Origin of the sequence: Streptomyces sp. NPDC020362 (genome assembly GCF_040642095.1) — a bacterium.
Taxonomy (GTDB): Bacteria; Actinomycetota; Actinomycetes; order Streptomycetales; family Streptomycetaceae; genus Streptomyces.
This window is the reverse complement of the sequence record NZ_JBFAET010000105.1, coordinates 1-19,201: the sequence shown is the minus strand read 5'-3', so window position 1 is coordinate 19,201 and position 19,201 is coordinate 1. Positions and strand designations below refer to the sequence as shown.

Here is a 19,201-nt window from a genome sequence, read left to right as displayed (position 1 = left end):
CGGAACCGCGTGCGGCCGAACCGCGTGCGTCTCAACCGCGTGCGGCCGAACCGCTTGTGTCAGTCGGTCTCCGAGAAGACGAACGAGAACTGCGTGGGCTCGGCCAGCAGGTGGTACTGCGGCAACGGGCCCGGGCCGCAGGACTGCGAGCCGAGTCCGTGCTGGCCGTGGTCGAGGTTGACCCACACCCTGCCGGATGCGGCACCGGGGGCGAGGTCGGTGAGGTGCTCGGCCGCGTCCAGCTGCTCGGTGGTCCAGCGGCGGGCGGTGAAGAAGAACTCCGGGTCGCCCTCGATGCGCAGCCCGCCGATCTCCGCCCAGCGGACGTCGGCCCGGGCGCCGTTCTCCTGGGGACGCACGTAGGGCGTCTGCAGGTCGTCCACCGTCGACTGCCAGCGGCCGATCACGGACGCCGTCCTGCTGTCCGGATACGCCTCGCCCGGGCCGCCGCCGAACCACTGCACACGGTCGGCCCCGGCCAGTTCGAAGCGGATGCCGAGCCGGGGCAGCGGCACGGTCCAGTCGCCCTCGGGTGTCACGGACACGGTCAGCCGCAGACGGTTTCCGTCCGACGTCCAGCGGTAGACGGCCGACAGCCCGATCTCCCGGGCCGCCGGCGCCACCCGGGTGCGCACCGTCAGCGCCTCGTCGCCCGCCTCGACCGCGTCGAGGCGGTGCCGCATCCGGTGCAGCCCGAGCCTGCGCCACAGCAGGCCGTAGCGGGTGCCCCTCTGCCAGGCGGCGCCGTCGTCGTTGTCCGTGACGGCCCGCCACACATCCAGGCGCAGCCCGGTGACGGCCACCGCGCCGACGGTCCGCAGGGCGCCGGTGCGGGCGTCGAAGGAGGCCGGGCCGAGGGTGATCAGACCGTCGCCGGGCACCGGCCCGTCGGTCGCCGCGACCGACGGGACCTGACGCGCGGACACGGCGAACTGGCCCCAGGCGACGACGTGGTCCTTCGGTGCCCAGGGGGTGCCGGCGGCGAGCAGCGCCCGCACCGTCCAGTGGGCCTCGCCGGCCCCGGTGGCGACCGGCGGCTCGGGAAGCTTCACCTCGGCCGACTCCCCGGGCGCGAGCGCGGGCACCGAGAGGGTTCCCTGCCCGACCGTCTCGCCGTTCACCTGGTGCGACCAGACGAAGGCCAGTTCCGACAGGTCCGCGAAGTCGTACCTGTTGGTGATGCGCACCGTGCCGCCGCGGCCGTCGCCCTCGATGACGACCGGTTCGATCACCTTCTTGTACTCGACCAGGCCGGGGGAGGGCCGGCGGTCCGGGAACAGCAGACCGTCGCAGACGAAGTTGCCGTCGTGCAGCTCCTCGCCGAAGTCTCCGCCGTAGGCGTAGCCGTACCGCTCGTCCTTGATGCCGTGGTCGATCCACTCCCAGACGAAGCCGCCCTGGAGGCGGTCGTATGTCTCGAAGATCCGCTGGTAGTCGGCGAGACCGCCCGGGCCGTTGCCCATGGCGTGCCCGTACTCGCAGAGGATGAAGGGGAGCCGGCGGCGCTTGGCCGTGCCGCCGTCCAGGCCGCGGCCGATCCGCTCGACCTCGGCGTGGTCGGCGTACATCCGTGAGTGGACGTCCGTGTCACGGCAGTCGGGGTCGCCCTCGTAGTGCACGAGCCGCGAGGTGTCCCGGCCGTGGATCCACTCGGCCATAGCGGTCAGTCCCCGGCCGGTGCCGGCCTCGTTGCCGAGGGACCAGATGACGATCGAGGGGTGGTTCTTGTCCCGCTCCACCATGCGGGCGGCACGGTCGAGCAGGGCCGGGGTCCAGCGGTCGTCGTCGACAGGGTTGTCCCGCCAGCGCTGCTCGGTGAAGCCGTGGGTCTCCAGGTCGCACTCGTCGATCACCCACAGGCCCAGCTCGTCGCACAGGTCGAGGAAGGCGGGGTGGGGCGGGTAGTGGGAGGTGCGGACGGCGTTGATGTTGTGCCGCTTCATCAGCAGTACGTCCTCGCGCATGGTCTCCGCGTCGAGCGCACGCCCCGTCTCCGCGTGCCACTCGTGCCGGTTGACCCCCTTGAACAGGACCGCTGTGCCGTTGACCCTGATCAGGCCGTCCGACAGCGCCACCGTGCGGAAGCCGATGCGCAGCGGCACCCGCTCGCCCTCGGTGGCCAGCACACCGTCGTACAGCCGCGGACGCTCCGCCGACCACGGCTCGGCCGGCACCGTCACCGGCTCGCCGGTCGCGGTGTCGACACCGAGTTCCGGCACGGTCACCCGGCCGTCCACGTCGGAGTCGACGCGCAGGGTGCCGGTGCCGGCGACGTGGTCGTAGGAGGCGTGCACGAAGAAGTCGAGGACGCTGCCCGCCGGCCGGTGCAGCAGGGTGACGTCCCGGAAGATGCCGGGCAGCCACCACTGGTCCTGGTCCTCCAGGTACGAGCCCGCCGACCACTGGTGGACCCGGACCGCCAGCACATTGTCCGCGGGCTTGAGCAGATGACCGACCGCGAACTCGTGCGGCAGTCGCGAGCCCTTGAACTCGCCGAGGTCGGTGCCGTTCAGCCAGAGGCGGGCGCAGGACTCCACGCCGTCGAGGCGCAGCACCGCCCCGCCGCCGTCCGGCCAGTCCTCGGGCAGGCCGAAGACGCGCAGATGGTCTCCGGTCGGGTTCTCGGTCGGCACCCGGGGCGGGTCGACCGGGAACGGGTAGCGATGGTTGGTGTAGGCGGGGGAGCCGTGCCCCTGGAGGACCCAGTGGCCGGGGACCGCCACCTCGGCCCAGTCACCGGCGTCGTACCCCTCCTGCGCGAAGGAGTCGTCCTCGGCGTCGGCGGTGTCGGACAGCCTGAAGCGCCAGCTGCCGTTCAGCGAGAGGGACGTGGCGTCCGAGGACGCGTACCGGGCCCGGGGCGGCAGCGCTCCCGATCCCGGCGAGACGTCCTCGACGTACTCGGTGCTCGTGCGGATGGACATCGCTCTCCTAGCTCAGCCTTTGACGCCGGTCTGCGTGTTCCCCCGGACCGTCCGGGCGCGGGGTCCTCCGGCTCCTTCGGGAACTCCAGGAAGTACTGCCGGAACAGGAAGCGGCCGAAACCGCCGGGGGACCGGGTACGACCAGGTGCCGAGGGCCGCCGGCCGGGAGCGTGGCCGGCGGCCCTCGGTCAGGGGGACGGGGGGACCGCCGCGGTGGTCACCGTCTGGCCCAGGTCTGGTTGGTGCCGCCGTTGCAGCTGTAGAGGATCACGGCGCTGCCGTCGGCGGTCGCCCGGCCGCTGACGTCCAGACACCGGCCCGTGGCCTCGTTGACGATCTGTCCGTCGGCGTTCAGCAGCCAGCGCCGGGTGCCCTCACCGCGGTAGGAGGACGTGGTCGTCAGGCCCGAACTCCCCGCTGTCAGATACCCGTTCGCGCCCTTCAGCGTGCCCCGGGCGTCGTACGACCACGACTGCTCCGCCCCTTTCGTGCAGGTGCCGATGCGGGCGCCGGACGCGTCCGCCGTGAGGCACTTGCCGGACTGTGTGCCCTGCCAGGCGCCGGTCAGGGCCGAACTGCCGTGCCCTGCCCGGTCGAAGACGTACGTCGTGATCGAACGGGCGGGGAGGGTCGCAGAAGCCGTGCCGCCGCGCACGGACGGCTCGGCGACGTTCGCCCAGTCCTCGGTGGCCGAGGTGCGGACGGCCTGCGCGGCGCGTATCGGCGCACGGGTGTTGAAGTGCAGGTGCAGGGCCGTGTCGGTGGTGTTGTGGTTGTTGACCACGACCACCCACCGGCCCTTGGAGTCGTAGGCGGTGACCTCGACCCCGCTCGGTGTGCCCGTCACGTCGTGCGCCACCGAGCCCGGTCGCACGAACCTGCTGTACTGGCCGAGCGCGTAGTACCGCTTCGTGAAGTACAGCTTCTGGTCGCCGTTGGCCGCGTAGTCGGGGTCGTAGTAGATCAGGCCGTCGTTCCAGCCCTCGTCGTTGCGCGCGGTCGGATCGCTGCCGTACCCGCTGGCGAGCGCCACCCACCACTGGAACGCCGAGTCGTGGGAGCTCGCGAAGTCCTTGTAGATGATCCGGGACATCAGCAGGGCGTTGTCGATGGTCGGGTCGTACTCCTGGTTCCAGCCCGTCGTGCCCTTGCCGAAGCAGCAGATCTCCGTGGCCCAGGAGGCCTTGCCGACCGACCTCGACGTCTCGTACACCTTCCCGAGGTCTCCGTCGCCGGGGTTGTCGTAGGTGTGGTGGGCCAGCCGGGACACGTACGGGGCGGTGCCCGGCCGGGAGATCCACCGCGGCACTTCGGTGGTGAACTGGGTCGTCCTGCTGGACTCGTCCGCGATGATGCCGGTCCTCCGGTGGCGTGCCCGCTGCTCGGCGCCCAGCGCGCGCACGATGTCGTCGCGCTGGTCCACCGGCACCGGCATGCCTTCCTGGCCGCAGTCGGCGAAGCTGTTGTCCGGTTCGTTGAAGGGGCTGATGTAGTCCAGGCGCACGCCCTTGCGGGCGAAGTGGTCGGTCACGTCGGCGATGTACCTGGCAAAGTCGCCCTCGTTCTCCGTCTTCAAGAGGCCGCCGCAGGTCTTGCCGTTGGACGTCCAGCGCGCGGGTGCGCTGTTGACGAAGCCGATCAGGTCCTCGACGCCGTACTGGGCGGCGTAGTTCAGGAACGTCCGGCCGCCCTTGTCCCTGCTCCAGTCGTAGGAGCCGTCGGACTCGAGGAAGTCCTCGGGGGCGCGGGCCGCGGTGGTGACCCCGGTGCCGCCCCCGCCGATGTTGTAGCGGTACGAGCTGAGGTCCAGGCCCTGGGAGGAGAACAGGAGCCTTGCGACCCTTGCCTGGACGGCGGGCGAGAAGTGCTGGAGGTCGTTGACCCACCAGGCGCCCGAGGCGCCGATGTCGTCGATGGTCTGGGCGGCGTGCGGGGAGACCTCGGCCGTCGCGGGTGCGGTACCGGCACTCGCGGCCGGGGAGGTGAGCAGCGGGCCGGTGACAGCCAGCGCGGCCGCGGCTGTCAGCAGGACGGATCTCCTGATGCGGGGCCGAGCGGTGCGGGGCCGAGAGGCGCTGGGCCATGCGCCGGGCCGCGCGGTGCGGGGGTGAACGGTGCCGGGCCGTGCGGTGCTGGGCCGAGCGGTGCGGGGGTGAACGGTGCGGGGGTGAGACACATGCATCCCTTCCGTCGTCATGAAGGCGGTGCGGTACGGCTCCTTGCGGGGACGGCGGTGCGCTTGGTGCTGCAGGTCCTCCGGCCGACGGACTGCAGCGCCCCTTCCAGCGCGAACGTGGCCGCGCCGAGGGACACCGGGTCGGTGGGGATCGGGGAGAGGACGATCTCGGTGGCGGCCAGCGGCCGCCTGAGCGCGTGCCGGGCCACGGCCGCGCGCACCTCGCCGAGCAGCGGCTCGCCCAGCCGGGCCGCCACCCAGCTGCTGAGCACGACCACTTCGGGGTTGAGGAGGTTGATCAGGTCGGAGATCCCGGCGCCCAGGTAACGGGCGGTGTCCCGCACCACCTTGAGCGCCACCGGGTCGCCCGCGGCGACCGCCCGGGCCAGCGCGTCGACGGTGGCCGTCTGGTCCTCGGGGTGCAACAGCGGGGACTGCGGGCTGAGTTCGCGCAGGTTCTGCATGATCCCGGGCGCGCCGACATACGTCTCCACACAGCCGTGGTTGCCGCAGTGGCACAGCCGCCCGTCCAGCACGAGGGTGGTGTGGCCCCACTCGCCGGCGCTGTTGCTCACGCCCCGGTGCAGCCCTCCGCCGAGCGCGAGGCCGGCGCCGACGCCCGTGCCGAGGTTCACCACGACGGCGTCCCCGCGGCCCCGCGCGGCCCCGAACCACAACTCGGCAACGGCGCAGGCACGCAGCGGATTGTCCAGGTGGAGGGGGTGGGCGATGTGTTCGGCGAGCAGGTCGAGCAACGGCACGTCGTGCCAGTTCCAGTTGGGCGCGTACTCGGCGACGCCGGTGTCCCGGTCCACCTGGCCCGGCACGCTCACCCCGACGCCGAGCACCCGGGCCGCCTCGACCCCGGCCTGGGCGACCACCGAGCCGACGGCGGCGACGACATGGCCGACCACCTGCTCCGGGCGGCTCTCGCCGGGCCGCATGTCCTCGTCGGCGCGTGCCAGCACGTTCAGCGCCAGGTCGAACAGCTCGACGTGGACGTACGTCTCGGCGATGTCGACGCCGATCAGCGCGCCCCCCGACGCGTTGACGGCGACGAGCCCCCGGGGGCGGCCCCCGGCCGAGTCCTCGAAGCCGACCTCGGTGATCATGCACAGGTCCAGCAGTTCGCCGACGAGCGTGGCGACGGTGGCCAGGCTCAGCCCGGTGGCTGCCGCCAGTTCCTGCCGGGAGGTGGGAGACGCGGCGATGATCTGACGCAGCACCTCGTAGCGGTTCGCGGTGCGGATGTCGCGTGACGTGCGCTTCACGGAGCCGACCCTCCCGTCCCCTCGTGCCGGGCCGGGGCCATGGGCACCGGCGCGGCGTCAGGCTATGGGCCGGGAAGGGATTTCGACAAGGGGTTAGGAAAGGGGCTGGAGGAAGTCCGGCCGGCATCGGGTGCCGTTCAGTGCCCGAACACGTCCCGGACGAAGGCGTTGGCGAACTTGCCGGTGGGGTCCAGGGTTTCGGCCAGCACGCGGAAGTCGGCCAGGCGCGCATACCGCCCACGGAGCACCGACGGCGCGACGGTGAACACCTTCCCCCAGTGCGGGCGCGGATCGAAGGCGTCCAGGGCCTCCTCCACCCGGCGCACCACCGGGAGCACGGCCGCGGTGTCCTCGGTCCAGGTGAAATGCAGCGCCACCGAATCGCGGCCGTGGGCCGGGCCGAGCCACTGAGGGTCGGCGGCGACCGTACGCACCTCGCAGGTCTGCAGGACACCGGCCACCGCCGGCCGGACGGCGTCGAGGGCACACAGCGCCTCCACCGCGGCCGATCGCGGCAGCAGATACTCCGACTGCAGCTCCGCGCCGCTGCTGGGGGTGAACTCCGCCCGGAAGTGCGGCAACCGCTCGTGCCACGGCCCCGGCACCCCGAACTGCTCGGTGCAGTTCGCCGCCGGCATCCCCGGCACCGGGTGCAGCGCCTCGGTCGCAGGTGCGGCCCACGGGAAGTCCACCGGCGCCCGATCGGTGCGGCGCTTGACCCACACCTGGCGAAAGCCCGGCTCCCGCCAGTCGGTGAACAGACTCACGCTGTACCCCGACGCCGCCACCGCCTCGAAGTCCAGCCCGGCGAGCGGCAGTTCGGTGAACAGGTGCTGCTCGACCTCGTACGACGGCTCCAGGTCCAGGGTGAGCGCCGTGACGACGCCGAGCGCACCGAGCGAGGTCACCGCGCCGTCGAAGCGTTCGTCGCCCCGGCCGATCGACACGGTCGAGCCGTCCGCCGTGACCAGCTCCACCTCCCGCACCGCGGCGGCGAGCGGTCCGTTGCCGACGCCCGAACCGTGGGTGCCGGTCGCCACCGAGCCGGCCACCGAGATGTGCGGCAGCGAGGCCATGTTGGGCAGGGCGAGGCCGTGCGCGTGGACCGCGCGGGCGAGTTCCGCGTACCGCACGCCGCCCGGGACACGCACCGTAGGGGCCGCGCTGTCCACGTCGATCACCGGCGGCAGGCCGGCGACCGACAGGAGGACTCCGCCGCCGCCCGGGTCGGCGATCCGGTTGAAGGAGTGACCGCTGCCCAGCACCCGCACCCTCGCGCTGCGCGCAACCAAGGCCCTGAGCGCGTCCAACGTGTCCGGGCGGTGGAACTCCTCGGCCGTGTAGGTGATGTTCCGCGCCCAGTTGGCGACTGTCGGCACCGGCTCCGTCATGTCCTGTCGTCCCTCCGGGGAAGTGTGTGTCCGTTGACCCTCTCATCCGCCGGGACCTACGGTAGAGAGCGGTTGCTACGCCGTGTGTCACCCAGCCGGAAGGCCCCTTCCTTGCCCGAGCGTCCCCAGGCACTGTTCGCCATGACGGCCCGGAACGTGCCGCACGTCTTCCCGCCGGAGCTGCTCGCCCTGCTGCGCGAGCGCGTGGAGATCGATCCCGCCCTGGTGGCTCACGACTTCACCGAACCCCGGGTACGGGAGACGCTCGCCCGCACCGAGGTCCTGATCACCGGCTGGGGCTGCCCCCGCCTGGATGCGGCCGCCCTGGAGGCGGCCCCGAAACTGCGCGCGGTACTGCACGCGGCCGGCTCGGTCAAGGGCTTCACCACCCCCGAGGTGTGGCAGCGCGGCATCCTCGTCTCCTCGGCCGCCGCCGCCAACGCCCTGCCCGTCGCCGAGTACACCCTCGCCATGATCCTGCTCGCCGGAAAGGACGTCTTCGCCTTCCGCGACCGGCTGCGCGCCCGCCGCACCTTCCCCTACGACGGCCTGGTCCCCGGCATCGGCAACCACGGCCGCCGCGTCGGCGTGGTCGGCGCCTCCCGCATCGGCCGCCGTCTGATCGAACTGCTCCGGCCCCACGACCTCCGGGTGAGCCTCGCCGACCCGTACGTCGACCCGCCCGAGGCAGCGCGACTGGGTGTGCTCCTGCTGCCCCTCGACGACCTGCTGCGCACCTCGGACATCGTCACCCTGCACGCCCCGCAGACCCCTGAGACCCGGCGCCTGATCGGCGCCCGCGAACTCGCCCTGATGCCCGGCGGATCCGTACTGATCAACACCGCGCGCGGCGCCCTGGTCGACCACGACGCGCTGATCGGCGAGCTGCGCACCGGGCGCCTGAGCGCGGTCCTCGACGTCACCGACCCCGAGCCGCTGTCCGCCGACTCGCCCCTGTTCGACCTGCCCAACGCCTTCGTGACCCCGCATCTCGCCGGCTCCCAGGGCAACGAGGTGGCCCGGCTCGGGCGGACGGTGGTCGAGGAGGCGGGACGGCTCGCGACGGGTGACGGACTTCTGCACGCCGTCGACCAGGCGGAGCTGCTGCGGTCGGCCTGACTTCGGACCAGGCGGAGCTGCTGCGGTCGGCCTGATTCCCGACCGCGCGGATGCTCCGCCGCTACGGACGCAGGTCCGGACGTGATCGCGCTCGTGGCCCGCGACCCCCCTGCGGGGTGCCGGCTGCTCAGCGTGTACGCGATGTGCGCCTCGTCGGCCGCCGTCCGGTCGCCCCGGTGTGACCAGCGGACCGCCGAGACCGCCGTGGAAAGCCGTCGCGGGCACGGCCACCGCGCCTGCTGCACGGGTGCGTTCCGAAATGTGGTCGCACCTTCCGCTCGCGGACCGGGCCCGAGTGCGTGACCCTCCCCCCGTGCGGATTTCGTTGATCAGTGCGATCTCGGCTAAGTATTTCCGCAACGAGATGGCATCCTGGGTGCGCTTTCAGTAGATTTCCTGTCCATGACCTCACAGTCCCTCCCGGCACAGCTCCCCGAGACCGACCTCACCCGGCATCGCCGTCTGCGTGAGCAGGGCAGCCGGGAGCGGGCCGATCTCGACGCGATCCTGGACGCGGGGTTCGTCTGCCATCTGGGGGTGGTGGTCGAGGGGCGGCCACTGGTCGTGCCGACCGTGTACGGCAGGGACGAGCGACAGCTGTACGTCCACGGGTCCGTGGCCAGCCGCAGCCTCGCCGCCGGCACCCCCGTCTGCGTCACCGTCACCCACGTCGACGGCCTGGTCCTCGCCCGCTCCGTCTTCGAGCACGGGGTCAACTACCGCAGCGCCGTGATCCACGGTGAGGCCCGCAGGGTCACCGACCCGGAGGAGAAGCTGGAGGGGCTGCGCCGGCTCACCGAGCACGCGACGCCCGGGCAGTGGTCCTACGCCCGGCTGCCGAACCGCCGGGAACTCGCCGCCACCACGCTCCTCGCCCTCTCCCTGGAGGAGGCCTCGGTCAAGCTCCGCACCGGCGCCCCCGACGACGGCGACGGACCCGACGCCGAACTGGGCCTGTGGGCCGGGACCCTGCCGCTGACCGCGGTCTGGGGCGCCCCCGTGACCGACCCGCTGCTGCCGCCGGACGTCCCCGTTCCGGGACACATCGCGCGCCGCGAGGGGACCCGGCACGGCTGACGCGCAGGCGGGGGCATACCGTGAGGAGTCGAACGCCTGAGCCGGGAGGAGATTACGGGATGGGCAGCCGCACCGTGCTGGTCGAGGATCTGATGGAGCGCTTCCCGCATGTGCCGCGGGAAGCCGTCTTCAAGGAGGACCTGCTCCGGGGCGGGGTCGCCTTCGACGCGTCCGCGCTCTCCGACAACGAGAGCGGCGAGGTCAAGCCGAAGTCGTACTTCATCTTCTCCTTCGACCACGGCACCCTGCCGGAGCTGGGCGAGGCCGCGCTGCGTCGGCCCCCGGAGGAGATCATCCTCACGGGCGGCCCGTACGACCTGCGCCGCACCGTCGTCTCGGTCCGGGTGAACCCTGCCTCGCCCTACCGGGTCGCCGCCGACGACGAGGGGCTCCTCGGGCTCTATCTCGACGGCAGGCGGATCGCCGACGTCGGCGTGCCGCCCATGCCCGAGTACTACCGGCACACCCTCTCCAACGGGAAGTCCGTGATGGAGGTGGCCCCCACCATCCAGTGGGGCTACCTGATCTATCTGACCGTCTTCCGGGTGTGCCAGTACTTCGGCGCCAAGGAGGAGTGCCAGTACTGCGACATCAACCACAACTGGCGCCAGCACAAGGCCGCAGGCCGGCCCTACACCGGGGTGAAGGACGTCGAGGAGGTCCTCGAAGCCTTGGAGATCATCGACCGGTACGACACCCAGAAGGCGTCCACCGCCTACACGCTCACCGGTGGCGCGATCACGTCCAAGGTCGCGGGCCGCGACGAGGCCGACTTCTACGGCCGCTACGCCAAGGCCATCGAGGAGCGCTTCCCGGACCGCTGGATCGGCAAGGTGGTCGCCCAGGCCCTGCCGAAGGACGACGTCCAGCGGTTCAAGGACTACGGCGTGCAGATCTACCACCCCAACTTCGAGGTGTGGGACCGGCGCCTGTTCGAGCTGTACTGCCCCGGCAAGGAGCGCTACGTCGGCCGCGACGAGTGGCACAGGCGCATTCTCGACTCGGCGGAGGTCTTCGGCGCGCGCAACGTCATCCCCAACTTCGTGGCCGGCGTCGAGATGGCCGAGCCCTTCGGCTTCACCACGGTCGACGAGGCCATCGCCTCCACCACCGAGGGCCTGCGCTTCTTCATGTCGCACGGCATCACCCCCCGCTTCACCACCTGGTGCCCGGAGCCCACCACGCCGCTCGGCAAGGCCAACCCGCAGGGCGCGCCGCTGGAGTACCACATCCGGCTCCTGGAGGCCTACCGGGCCACGATGGACGACTTCGGCCTCTCCTCGCCCCCCGGCTACGGCCCGCCCGGACCCGGCCGCGCCGTCTTCTCCGTCAGCTCCTTCATGGACAGTCTGCCCGCCGAGGAGCCGGCGCAGGTGTGATCCGCCCGAAAAAACCGGCACGACGGTGAGCCGAACGGTGCCCGCGTCCGTATCAGAGGCCGGAGTTGCGGGCCCGGGCGGACGCGGTCACGGCGTGCGACACTGTGGTCACCGGATTTGAATACGCCGCTTGTCAGTTGTGTCGAGGACGTGAAAGGCTCCTGCCCGCCGCGAGGTTTCCCCCAACTCCATTCCGCCTATGGTGAGTTGACCTCGCTCGTGGATGCAGGAGTCCCATGCCCGACGTGCCGACCCCCCAGGACGCCACCGAGGCCGAGCTGTTCTCGGAGTGCTGGGACGCGGTGCTCTCGTACGCCGACCTGTGCACCTCCGGCTCGCTGACGGCTCATCAGCTGGCCACCGAGGCGTTCACCCTCGGCATGCGTGAGGTGCGTGCCGCCGGGGCCGTGTCCGTGCGCGGCCCCGCACGACGGGCCGGGCTGCCGATGATCCCGGAGCTGCTCACCGCCGTCCGCGCCACGGCCGCGGGCTGGGAGGCCGACGGTCGGGGGCACAAGCTGGACCCCGACCTGAGGCTGTGGCTCAACTCCGGCCAGGCCACCCGCTTCGGCGGCCCGCCGCTGGGGCGCCCGGTCGCGCTGCGCGGCCTGAGGGACATGCAGGACGCCGACGCCTCGCTGCTGTGGCTCGCGGAGGTGGAGGCGCTGCCCCTGCCGACCGTGGCCCGCCGGCTCGGGCTGGACCCGGTCACGGTCGCCGAGGAACTCGACGAGGTCCGCGGCCTGTTCCGGGACCGCTGCCGGCGGGCGCATCTCGACTCCCCGATGGACGCACAGTGCCGCAGCTATGCCCGGCTGCTGGACGCGGTCACCCGCTCGGCCGCCGCCGACACCCCGGACGACCTCTCGCGGCACCTCGCCACCTGCGTCCGGTGTGCCGAGGCCGCCGCCTGCCTGCGCCTGCACGGCGGCGGCATGCCCGCCGCGCTGGCCGGCGGCGTCATCGGCTGGGGCGGCCTCGCCTATCTGGAGCGCCGACGCCGCGCCGCCGAGGTCCGGCTCGGCGCGGGCGGCCCCGGCCCGGCCCGAACGGACACCGGTGACCCCGAGGAGGGCACGAACCGCACCCGGGTGCTGCGCGGCGGCCTGCTCGCCGCCGCCGTCCTGCTGTCGGCCCTGGCGCTCGGTGTGTCGATGATGCCCTTCGGCGGATCCGGCGGCTCTGCCGCCTCCGGTGACGACATCGCCGCCGCCCGCGGCGACCGGCAGCCGGTCGCCGCCCCGGCCACCTCCCGCACCACCGCCGGCCCGGCCCCCTCCCGCTCGCCCTCCACCACCCCCTCCACCCCCTCCACCACCTCCTCCGCGGCCGCCACCCGGACCGAGTCCGGCCGCAGGAACTCCGACCCCGAACCCCAGGGCGCCTCCTCCGCCACCACCGGCAGCGGACCCGCCCGTACATCGGCTCCCGCCGTCACCTGCCGGGTCGCCTACGACCTGGTCAACCAGTGGGCCGACGGCTTCCAGGCCACCGTCACCGTCACCACCGCCGAGGCCCTCTCCGGCTGGCAGGTCGCCTGGACCTTCCCCGACGGCCAGCAGGCCGGCCAGACGTGGGACGCGACCGTCCAGCAGGACGGCTCCCGAGTCACCGCCACCGCGGCCGACTACAACAGGACCGTCACCGCGGACGGGACGCTGTCCTTCGGCTTCCTCGCGACCTGGCGGGGCCGGAACCGGGCCCCGTACCACTTCACGCTCAACGGGGAGCCCTGCGCGGCGAACTGACGGACCACCTGCAGCGTCCCGACCACCGTCACCGCTGCCGCCGTCTCCACCGCCATCGCCACAGCCGCCACAGCCGTCACCGCCGTCCGGACGGTCGTGTCCGCGTGGGCGGCCGCCCCAGGCATGGTTGCCGGGGTGGCGATTAATCACCGTCCCATCACCGCGTCACTACCTCGGCGTCACTGCTCCGGCAGTAGAAAACCTGAGTTTCCGCCAAAATCTCCGTCCCGGCGGAATGGCTTGATGCGAGCAGCAGGGGTGAGCGCGCGACGCGAGCACGACGCGCCCGTGTGACCTACCTGGCAGTTCGTCAGCTACCGGGTGGTACCCCCGATGTGGCGCATTTCACTCGCCACAAAACGGCGCTCTGTCACCATCAACGCCATCGCAAGACGAGGCATCCGGACTGCGGCGGGGGGCGTGGCCATGGGGCTGCTCGGCAATGAGCTGGCGTTCGCGCACGCGCTGACGGCCCAGGAACGGGAGAGCGTGATGGCTCTCGGCAACCGGAAGCGCTATCCGGCCGATGCCCACCTCCTGACCGAGGGGGACCGGTCCAGTCACGTAGTGATCGTACTTCAGGGGTGGGTAACTGTTTCCGTGGTCACCGACCGGGGCGCCACCCGGCTGATACTCGGGCTGCGCGGCCCCGGTGAGCTGCTGGGCGAGATGGCCGCACTGGATCCGCATCCCCGTAGCGCCACCGTGCGCGCGCTGGGCCCCATAGAGGCCCAGGTCATCTCCGGGGACTCGTTCCGTCGTTACCTCGCCCTGCATCCCCGGGTCAGCGGTCTGGTGATTCGCCAGCTCACCTTCCGGCTCCGCAGCGCCGACCAGGAGCGGTCCGCGCTCGCTTCCCTCACCGTGCTCCAACGCCTGGCCAGCCGGCTCACCGAACTCTCCGGAGCCGAGCCCTCCGGCCCCTACGCCCCGTCCGTAGCGGGCCCGTCGGCCGGGCCGGTACCCGCCGGCCCCGTCGTCCAGCTGGCCCAGGACGAACTGGCCGCCACGATCGGAGCCACCCGGGAAGCCGTGGCCAAGGCCCTGCGCCTGCTGCGCGACCAGAACATCGTGCGCACGGGCAACCGGCTGGTGGAGATTCTCGATCCGGCGCTGCTCGCGCTCCTGGCGGAGGGACATCAGGAGTAAACCCCCGCCTCGCCATGTGTAAACGGCTACAGACGGCCTGCGTCCCGGGCCTGACGCTGATGGGACGAACCACCTCTTCGGCAAGCGGACAGGACTGCAGGGGGCACGCGTGAACCACGACGCACCGGAACTCGGCGAAGCGCACTACGAGTTGGTGATCAGCGTCGATGCCAGACGTTCGGGCCAGTACGCCGACGTCGACAAGCCGCGCATGCGCGAGCAGATCTACCGGGTGCTGGAGACGGCGTTCACCCACGCCACCGTGGCGCGCGACGCCGTCCACATGGAGGACCGCGGGGACGGCGTGCTGCTGGCGGTGCCGGGCCGCATCGCGGTCACCCGGCTGCTCGGCCTGTGGCTGGTGGAGGTGCACGAGAAGCTCCGGGAGGAGAACCGCGGTCTGCGCGTGCCCCTGGGGCTGCGGATCGGCATGCACGTCGGCCCGGTCCGGCACGACGAACGGGGCATCAGCGGGCGCGCGGTCGACCTCGCGTGCCGGCTGGCCGACTCCTCCACGGCCCGCCGGCTCCTCGACGCCGAGGGCGCCGACCTCGTGCTGGTGACCTCCCGGTCCCTGTACGAGGACGTGGTCAGCGGCGGCGGCAAGTTCATCGACCCCGCGCACTACTCCCCGGCCCGGCTGGAGCTGAAGGAGGGCGAGGTCACCGCCTGGTTCCACCTGCCCGGGCGGCCCGCCCCGCAGATTCCCGACGCCGAACCGCCGTCGCCGTCGGCACCGTCACCCGCCGCCGGCTCCCCGGCGGACCCCGCCGACGACGCGTTCGACGACAACGACGACAACGACGACTCCGAGGCCGTCGGCGACGCCACGCCCGACCGGCGGACCGGTCCCGGCGGAGTTCATTACAACGTCATCGGTGACGTGTCCCATAACCACCACAACAAGTACGAGGGGAACGTGCAGATCGGCCGGACCGTCGACCACGACTCCAAGCAGGGGAGGGGCTGAGCCGAGTGAGCGACGACGAGCAGGCGGGCGGCGCGGCCGACGACGCCCCCGAGAAGGCCGACGCCGGACGGGCGTCCGACGACGACAGGAAGCACGACCGGGGCGACAACAAACAGGACCGGGACGACAAGAGGCAGGACCGGGACGACAGGAAGTCCAAGGACGACCGGGCCCGGGACGGCGAGGACAAGGACGACGACAAGAAGTCCGCCGAGGACGAGGAGGCGGAGAAGGAGAAGGAGCGGGAAAGGGAACGCGAGCGCGCCGCCGGACGGTTCAAGGCGTACACCCGCGACCCCCTCACCGACGACCAGGGCGAGGACGGGCCCACCGATCTCGCCGCCGCCGCGCGCACCCGCCGGGCCACCCGGCAGCTGTTCGACGTCGGCCGGGACCTGAACCGCTTCGACCGCTCGTACTTCAACAGTGCCCACATCGGCGACATCAACCTGCGGCTGGACGGCCGCCGACCGGGCGCCGGCATGCGCAGCGGGCCCGTACCGGAGGAGGAGCTGCGCAGGCTCCGCCGCGTCCATGTGGAGCCGCAAGGGTACGTACGGATGCGCGACGCACTTCGCGCCAGGCGGCTGCTGGTGCTCGGTGCCGCGCCCGGCACCGGACGTACGAGTACGGCGCTCTCGCTCCTCGACGAGGTCACCCAGCGCCCGGCGGAGGACACGGACACCGACCGGGTGCTGCGGGTCGATCCGGAAGGCGGTGTCCGGCAGCTGGCCGCCGAGCTGGAGTCGAGCGGGGGTTCCGGTTACGTGCTGGAGCTGTCCCTCACCCGGCCCGGCGCGCTGCCCCCGGACGAGATGGACCTCGACGAGTTCGCCGCGGCCCTGGCCCGGCACGACGCCTTCGCGGTGATCGTCGTCACCGTCGGATCGGCGGCGAACCCGCTGCTCGCCGGCCGGTACGGCATGCTCTGCCCGTCCGTGCCCTACCAGGAACTGCTGCACACCCGGCTGAGCGAGCGCCTGGAGCGGCATGCCGCCACGGAGCCGGACGGCGGTGCCCGGGCGGACGACCTTCTCGCCCGCGCCCAGGAACTGGCCGACCGGGACGAGGTCAAGGAGGCCGTCGGTCTCAACGAACTGCGCCCGGCCGAGGCCGAGCTGCTCGCCTCGCTGCTGGCCGGGCACGTGATGGGGGACTTCCCCTACGAGGAACTGCTGTCCGGGTGCCGCAGCCTCGCCGCGAGCCAGGCCCAGGAGTGGTTCGCCGGAGTCGACCGGGCGCTGACGGCGCAGATGGCGCAGCCGGCCGAGGCGGACCGGAAGGCGGAACGGCCCGGAACGGCGAACCTCTTCCACCCGGTGGCGTTCCGGATCGCCCTCGCCGTGCTCGGCGGGGCCACGCACAGCGCGGTGGCCGCCGCCGCCCACCTGCTCACCTGGGAACTGTCCGTGCAGTGCGACCCGGACAACACCCCGGCCCGCCCGCTGTTCTGCGACGACCCGGAAGCCGATCTGGCCCTCTCGCGCGCCGAACCGACCGACGGCAAGGTCGAGGTGGACGGCGTCGAGGTACCGGCGCGGCTGATCTGGTACCGGGGTTCCGCCCTGCCGTCCGCGGTGCTCACCGAGCTGTGGGACCGGCACTTCCCGGTCCGGGCACCCGTGGTGCGCTGGCTGCGGCTGCTGGCGGACGACCCGCGCTCCCAGGTGTGGATGCGTGCCGCGGTGGCCGCGGGGGAGCTGTGCGTACGGGACTTCGACCACGGCTACACGGAGCTGATCCGGCCGCTCTCCGAGGCGGCCACGCCCCGCCGCCGGATCTTCGCGGCCACCATCCTGGACCAGGCCGCCGGACACGACTCGCACCGCAAGACCGTGCACAAGCTGGTCGCCGACTGGAGCCGCCACGGCACGAAACTGCTGCGCTGGACCGCGGCGATGGCGCTGGGCTACGGCAACGCCGCGGCCGACACGGACGACACCCTGGACGCCCTGGCCCGGATCGGGGTCCGCGACGACGGGGAACAGCTCGCGGCCGCCTCCTACAACGTCGTACGGCTGCTCGCCCTGCCGGACGCTGCGCAGGTGCTGGCGCGGATGGCCGACTGGACCCACCACAAGCGCGAGCCGTACCAGGACCTGGGCCTGGTGACCACCGTCCGGCTCGCGCTGACCCCCGTGGACGAGGTGCTCTTCGACGACCCCGACTCCCCGCTGGCCGACCGCGGCGACTGGCCGCTGCCGCTCGCCCTCGCCGCCACCCGGCCCGAACTGGTGGGCCCCATGGCCGACCTGATGTGGACCGCACTGAACACGGCACGGGCCAGGGACGTGGCGATGGACGCGCTGGAGCGTCTGCTGCGCTCGGCCGTGCGCAAGAACGGCACAGAGTGGACCCGGCCCGGGCTCGCGGCGCTGCTGCCCGCGCTGGCGACCGACGAGTACGACCGGCGGCGGCTGGACTGGCTGCTGCGCCACATGATGAACGACCCCGAGAACCCCGTCCCCGAGCCGCAGGCCCGCGACTTGTGGCGGCTCGCCGTCAGTCCGCCCGCGCGGTCGCGGCAGGAGCGGCCGCGGCAGACGCGGTCGCGCCAGGAGATCACGCGCCGGGAGACGACCCGCGAGGAGGAGAGGCATGGCTGAGGACGAGGACGAGGCGGCGGCCGGAGGCGTGGCGCCTCTGGGGCCGTTCCTGAAGGAGTACACACCGGTGGGGCTTCCGCCGGTGAGCGCCCAGAAGGCCTCGGTGGTCTTCTACCGCAAGGGCGGCTACAGCGTGATCACGGTCTCCGGGGTGCGCCACGTCGACAAGCGGGCGCTGGCCCAGCCGCGCTCCGTCTGCGAGATCGCGCAGGGCACCTATGTGTCGACCCTGGAGCTGGACCTGCCGGCCGCCGGCGGCACCAGTTTCTTCAAGGCCGAGGTGGACATCGAGTGGGAGGTCACCGATCCCTATCTGGCCGCCGTCCAGGTCGTGACCGACGTCGCCAAGCGGCTCACCTCCCCGGTGCTGGAACGGCTGCGCGAGGTCACCCTGACCTACCGGGTGACCGACGCCCAGCAGGCCAACCGGGTCATCACCCGCGAGTGCGTGGGCGGACGCTGGAGCGACCTGGGATCCGACCTGGGCCTGCGGGTGCGGCTGTACGTCCGCCTGGGGGTGGACGACGAGGCCATCGGGTACGCGAAGAAGCAGCGCGAGGTGCGAGCCGACGCCGAGGTCACCAAGGTGCGTCAGGACGGGTTCCGGCGCATGCTGCAGGGCGGGGAACTGGAGCAGCTCAGCTTCATGCTGGCCGCCGATCCCGAGGGGGCCAAGGACTTCCTGGAGAAGATCCGCCAGGAGGGCCGGCAGGACGAGCGGGACCGTGTCGACCGGCTCTACAGCATGGCCCTGCGCGGCGAACTCAATTCCATCGACGTGGAGACCCAGGTCCTGAACCTCCTCAACAAGGACAACCGCGGCCTGAGCGGCCCCATCGGGTCGGTGCCCGCCCGCCGCGAGCCCCGTCAGCTGGAGTCGTCCTCCGACGGCCCGTTCACCCCGGACTGGGTGTCGGACGAACCGCCCCGCCGGCAGCCGTACCGCGCGGACCCCTCCCGGGAGGATCCCCGCCGCAGGGAACGCCACCACGACGACGCCGAGACGGACGAACCGCCCTCCCGTACCCGGCGCCGGCCCCACCGCTCCGACCCCTACCCGGCGGACGACGTGGACCGGGAGCCGCCCCATGGCCGGTCGGAGCGGTCGGACAGGTCGGACCGGGCGTACCGGTCGGACGGTTATGCGGACGACGACTTCGACTGGGGGCCGCCGCGCAGCAGGCCGTACCGGGCGGAGTCCTATCCGGTCGACGATCCGGACCGGGAGCCGCCGCGCGGCCGGCCGGACAGGTCGGACCGGGCGTACCGGTCGGACGGTTATGCGGACGACGACTTCGACCGGGAGCCGCCGCGCGACCGCCCCCATCGGCCGGAGCTCTATCCGGCGGACGACCCCGACCGCGAACCGCCGCGCGGCGGCCGCACCTACC

Annotated in this window: 12 protein-coding genes; 8 read left to right on the top strand and 4 right to left on the bottom strand. The window is 72.4% G+C overall.

From position 1 onward, the window contains the following. Positions 1–59: 59 nt before the first annotated feature. From AB0H32_RS29810 to AB0H32_RS29795, 4 genes are all read right to left on the bottom strand, one after another. Positions 60–2,924, bottom strand: a complete 2,865-nt coding sequence (locus AB0H32_RS29810) for a glycoside hydrolase family 2 TIM barrel-domain containing protein (RefSeq protein WP_361126600.1) — start codon at positions 2,922–2,924, stop codon at positions 60–62. Positions 2,925–3,141: 217 nt separating this feature from the next. Further along, on the bottom strand, positions 3,142–4,968 hold the full coding sequence (locus tag AB0H32_RS29805) for a glycoside hydrolase (protein ID WP_361126633.1): 1,827 nt from the start codon (positions 4,966–4,968) through the stop codon (positions 3,142–3,144). 149 nt (positions 4,969–5,117) lie between these two features. Then, the gene (locus tag AB0H32_RS29800; RefSeq protein WP_361126597.1) at positions 5,118–6,371 is read right to left on the bottom strand and encodes an ROK family protein; all 1,254 of its coding nucleotides are present in this window, start codon (positions 6,369–6,371) and stop codon (positions 5,118–5,120) included. Between the two features lie 137 nt (positions 6,372–6,508). Continuing rightward, a complete protein-coding gene (locus tag AB0H32_RS29795; protein WP_361126594.1) occupies positions 6,509–7,762 on the bottom strand; it encodes an FAD-binding protein in 1,254 nt (417 codons plus the stop codon). Between the two features lie 111 nt (positions 7,763–7,873). On the opposite strand from AB0H32_RS29795, the gene AB0H32_RS29790 reads away from it, so the two are divergent. From AB0H32_RS29790 to AB0H32_RS29755, 8 genes are all read left to right on the top strand, one after another. After that, entirely contained in the window at positions 7,874–8,881 is a 1,008-nt protein-coding gene (locus AB0H32_RS29790) for a hydroxyacid dehydrogenase (RefSeq protein WP_361126591.1), read from the top strand. Between the two features lie 402 nt (positions 8,882–9,283). Continuing rightward, positions 9,284–9,958: a pyridoxamine 5'-phosphate oxidase family protein gene (locus AB0H32_RS29785; protein ID WP_361126588.1), complete on the top strand. Its 675-nt coding sequence runs from the start codon at positions 9,284–9,286 to the stop codon at positions 9,956–9,958. A gap of 59 nt (positions 9,959–10,017) precedes the next feature. Then, positions 10,018–11,337 carry a radical SAM protein gene (locus tag AB0H32_RS29780; RefSeq protein ID WP_361126585.1) on the top strand — a complete coding sequence of 440 codons (1,320 nt, stop codon included), beginning with the start codon at positions 10,018–10,020 and terminating at the stop codon, positions 11,335–11,337. Positions 11,338–11,573: 236 nt separating this feature from the next. Further along, positions 11,574–13,085, top strand: a complete 1,512-nt coding sequence (locus AB0H32_RS29775) for a cellulose-binding domain-containing protein (RefSeq protein WP_361126582.1) — start codon at positions 11,574–11,576, stop codon at positions 13,083–13,085. A 426-nt stretch (positions 13,086–13,511) separates the two neighbouring features. Further along, positions 13,512–14,234: a Crp/Fnr family transcriptional regulator gene (locus AB0H32_RS29770; RefSeq protein ID WP_361126579.1), complete on the top strand. Its 723-nt coding sequence runs from the start codon at positions 13,512–13,514 to the stop codon at positions 14,232–14,234. Between the two features lie 109 nt (positions 14,235–14,343). Beyond that, a complete protein-coding gene (locus AB0H32_RS29765; protein WP_361126576.1) occupies positions 14,344–15,204 on the top strand; it encodes a hypothetical protein in 861 nt (286 codons plus the stop codon). A 5-nt stretch (positions 15,205–15,209) separates the two neighbouring features. Beyond that, the gene (locus AB0H32_RS29760; RefSeq protein WP_361126573.1) at positions 15,210–17,810 is read left to right on the top strand and encodes a hypothetical protein; all 2,601 of its coding nucleotides are present in this window, start codon (positions 15,210–15,212) and stop codon (positions 17,808–17,810) included. Next, the coding region (locus AB0H32_RS29755; RefSeq protein ID WP_361126570.1) for a hypothetical protein at positions 17,803–19,201 on the top strand (1,399 nt) is incomplete at its 3' end. The genes AB0H32_RS29760 and AB0H32_RS29755, both read left to right, overlap by 8 nt.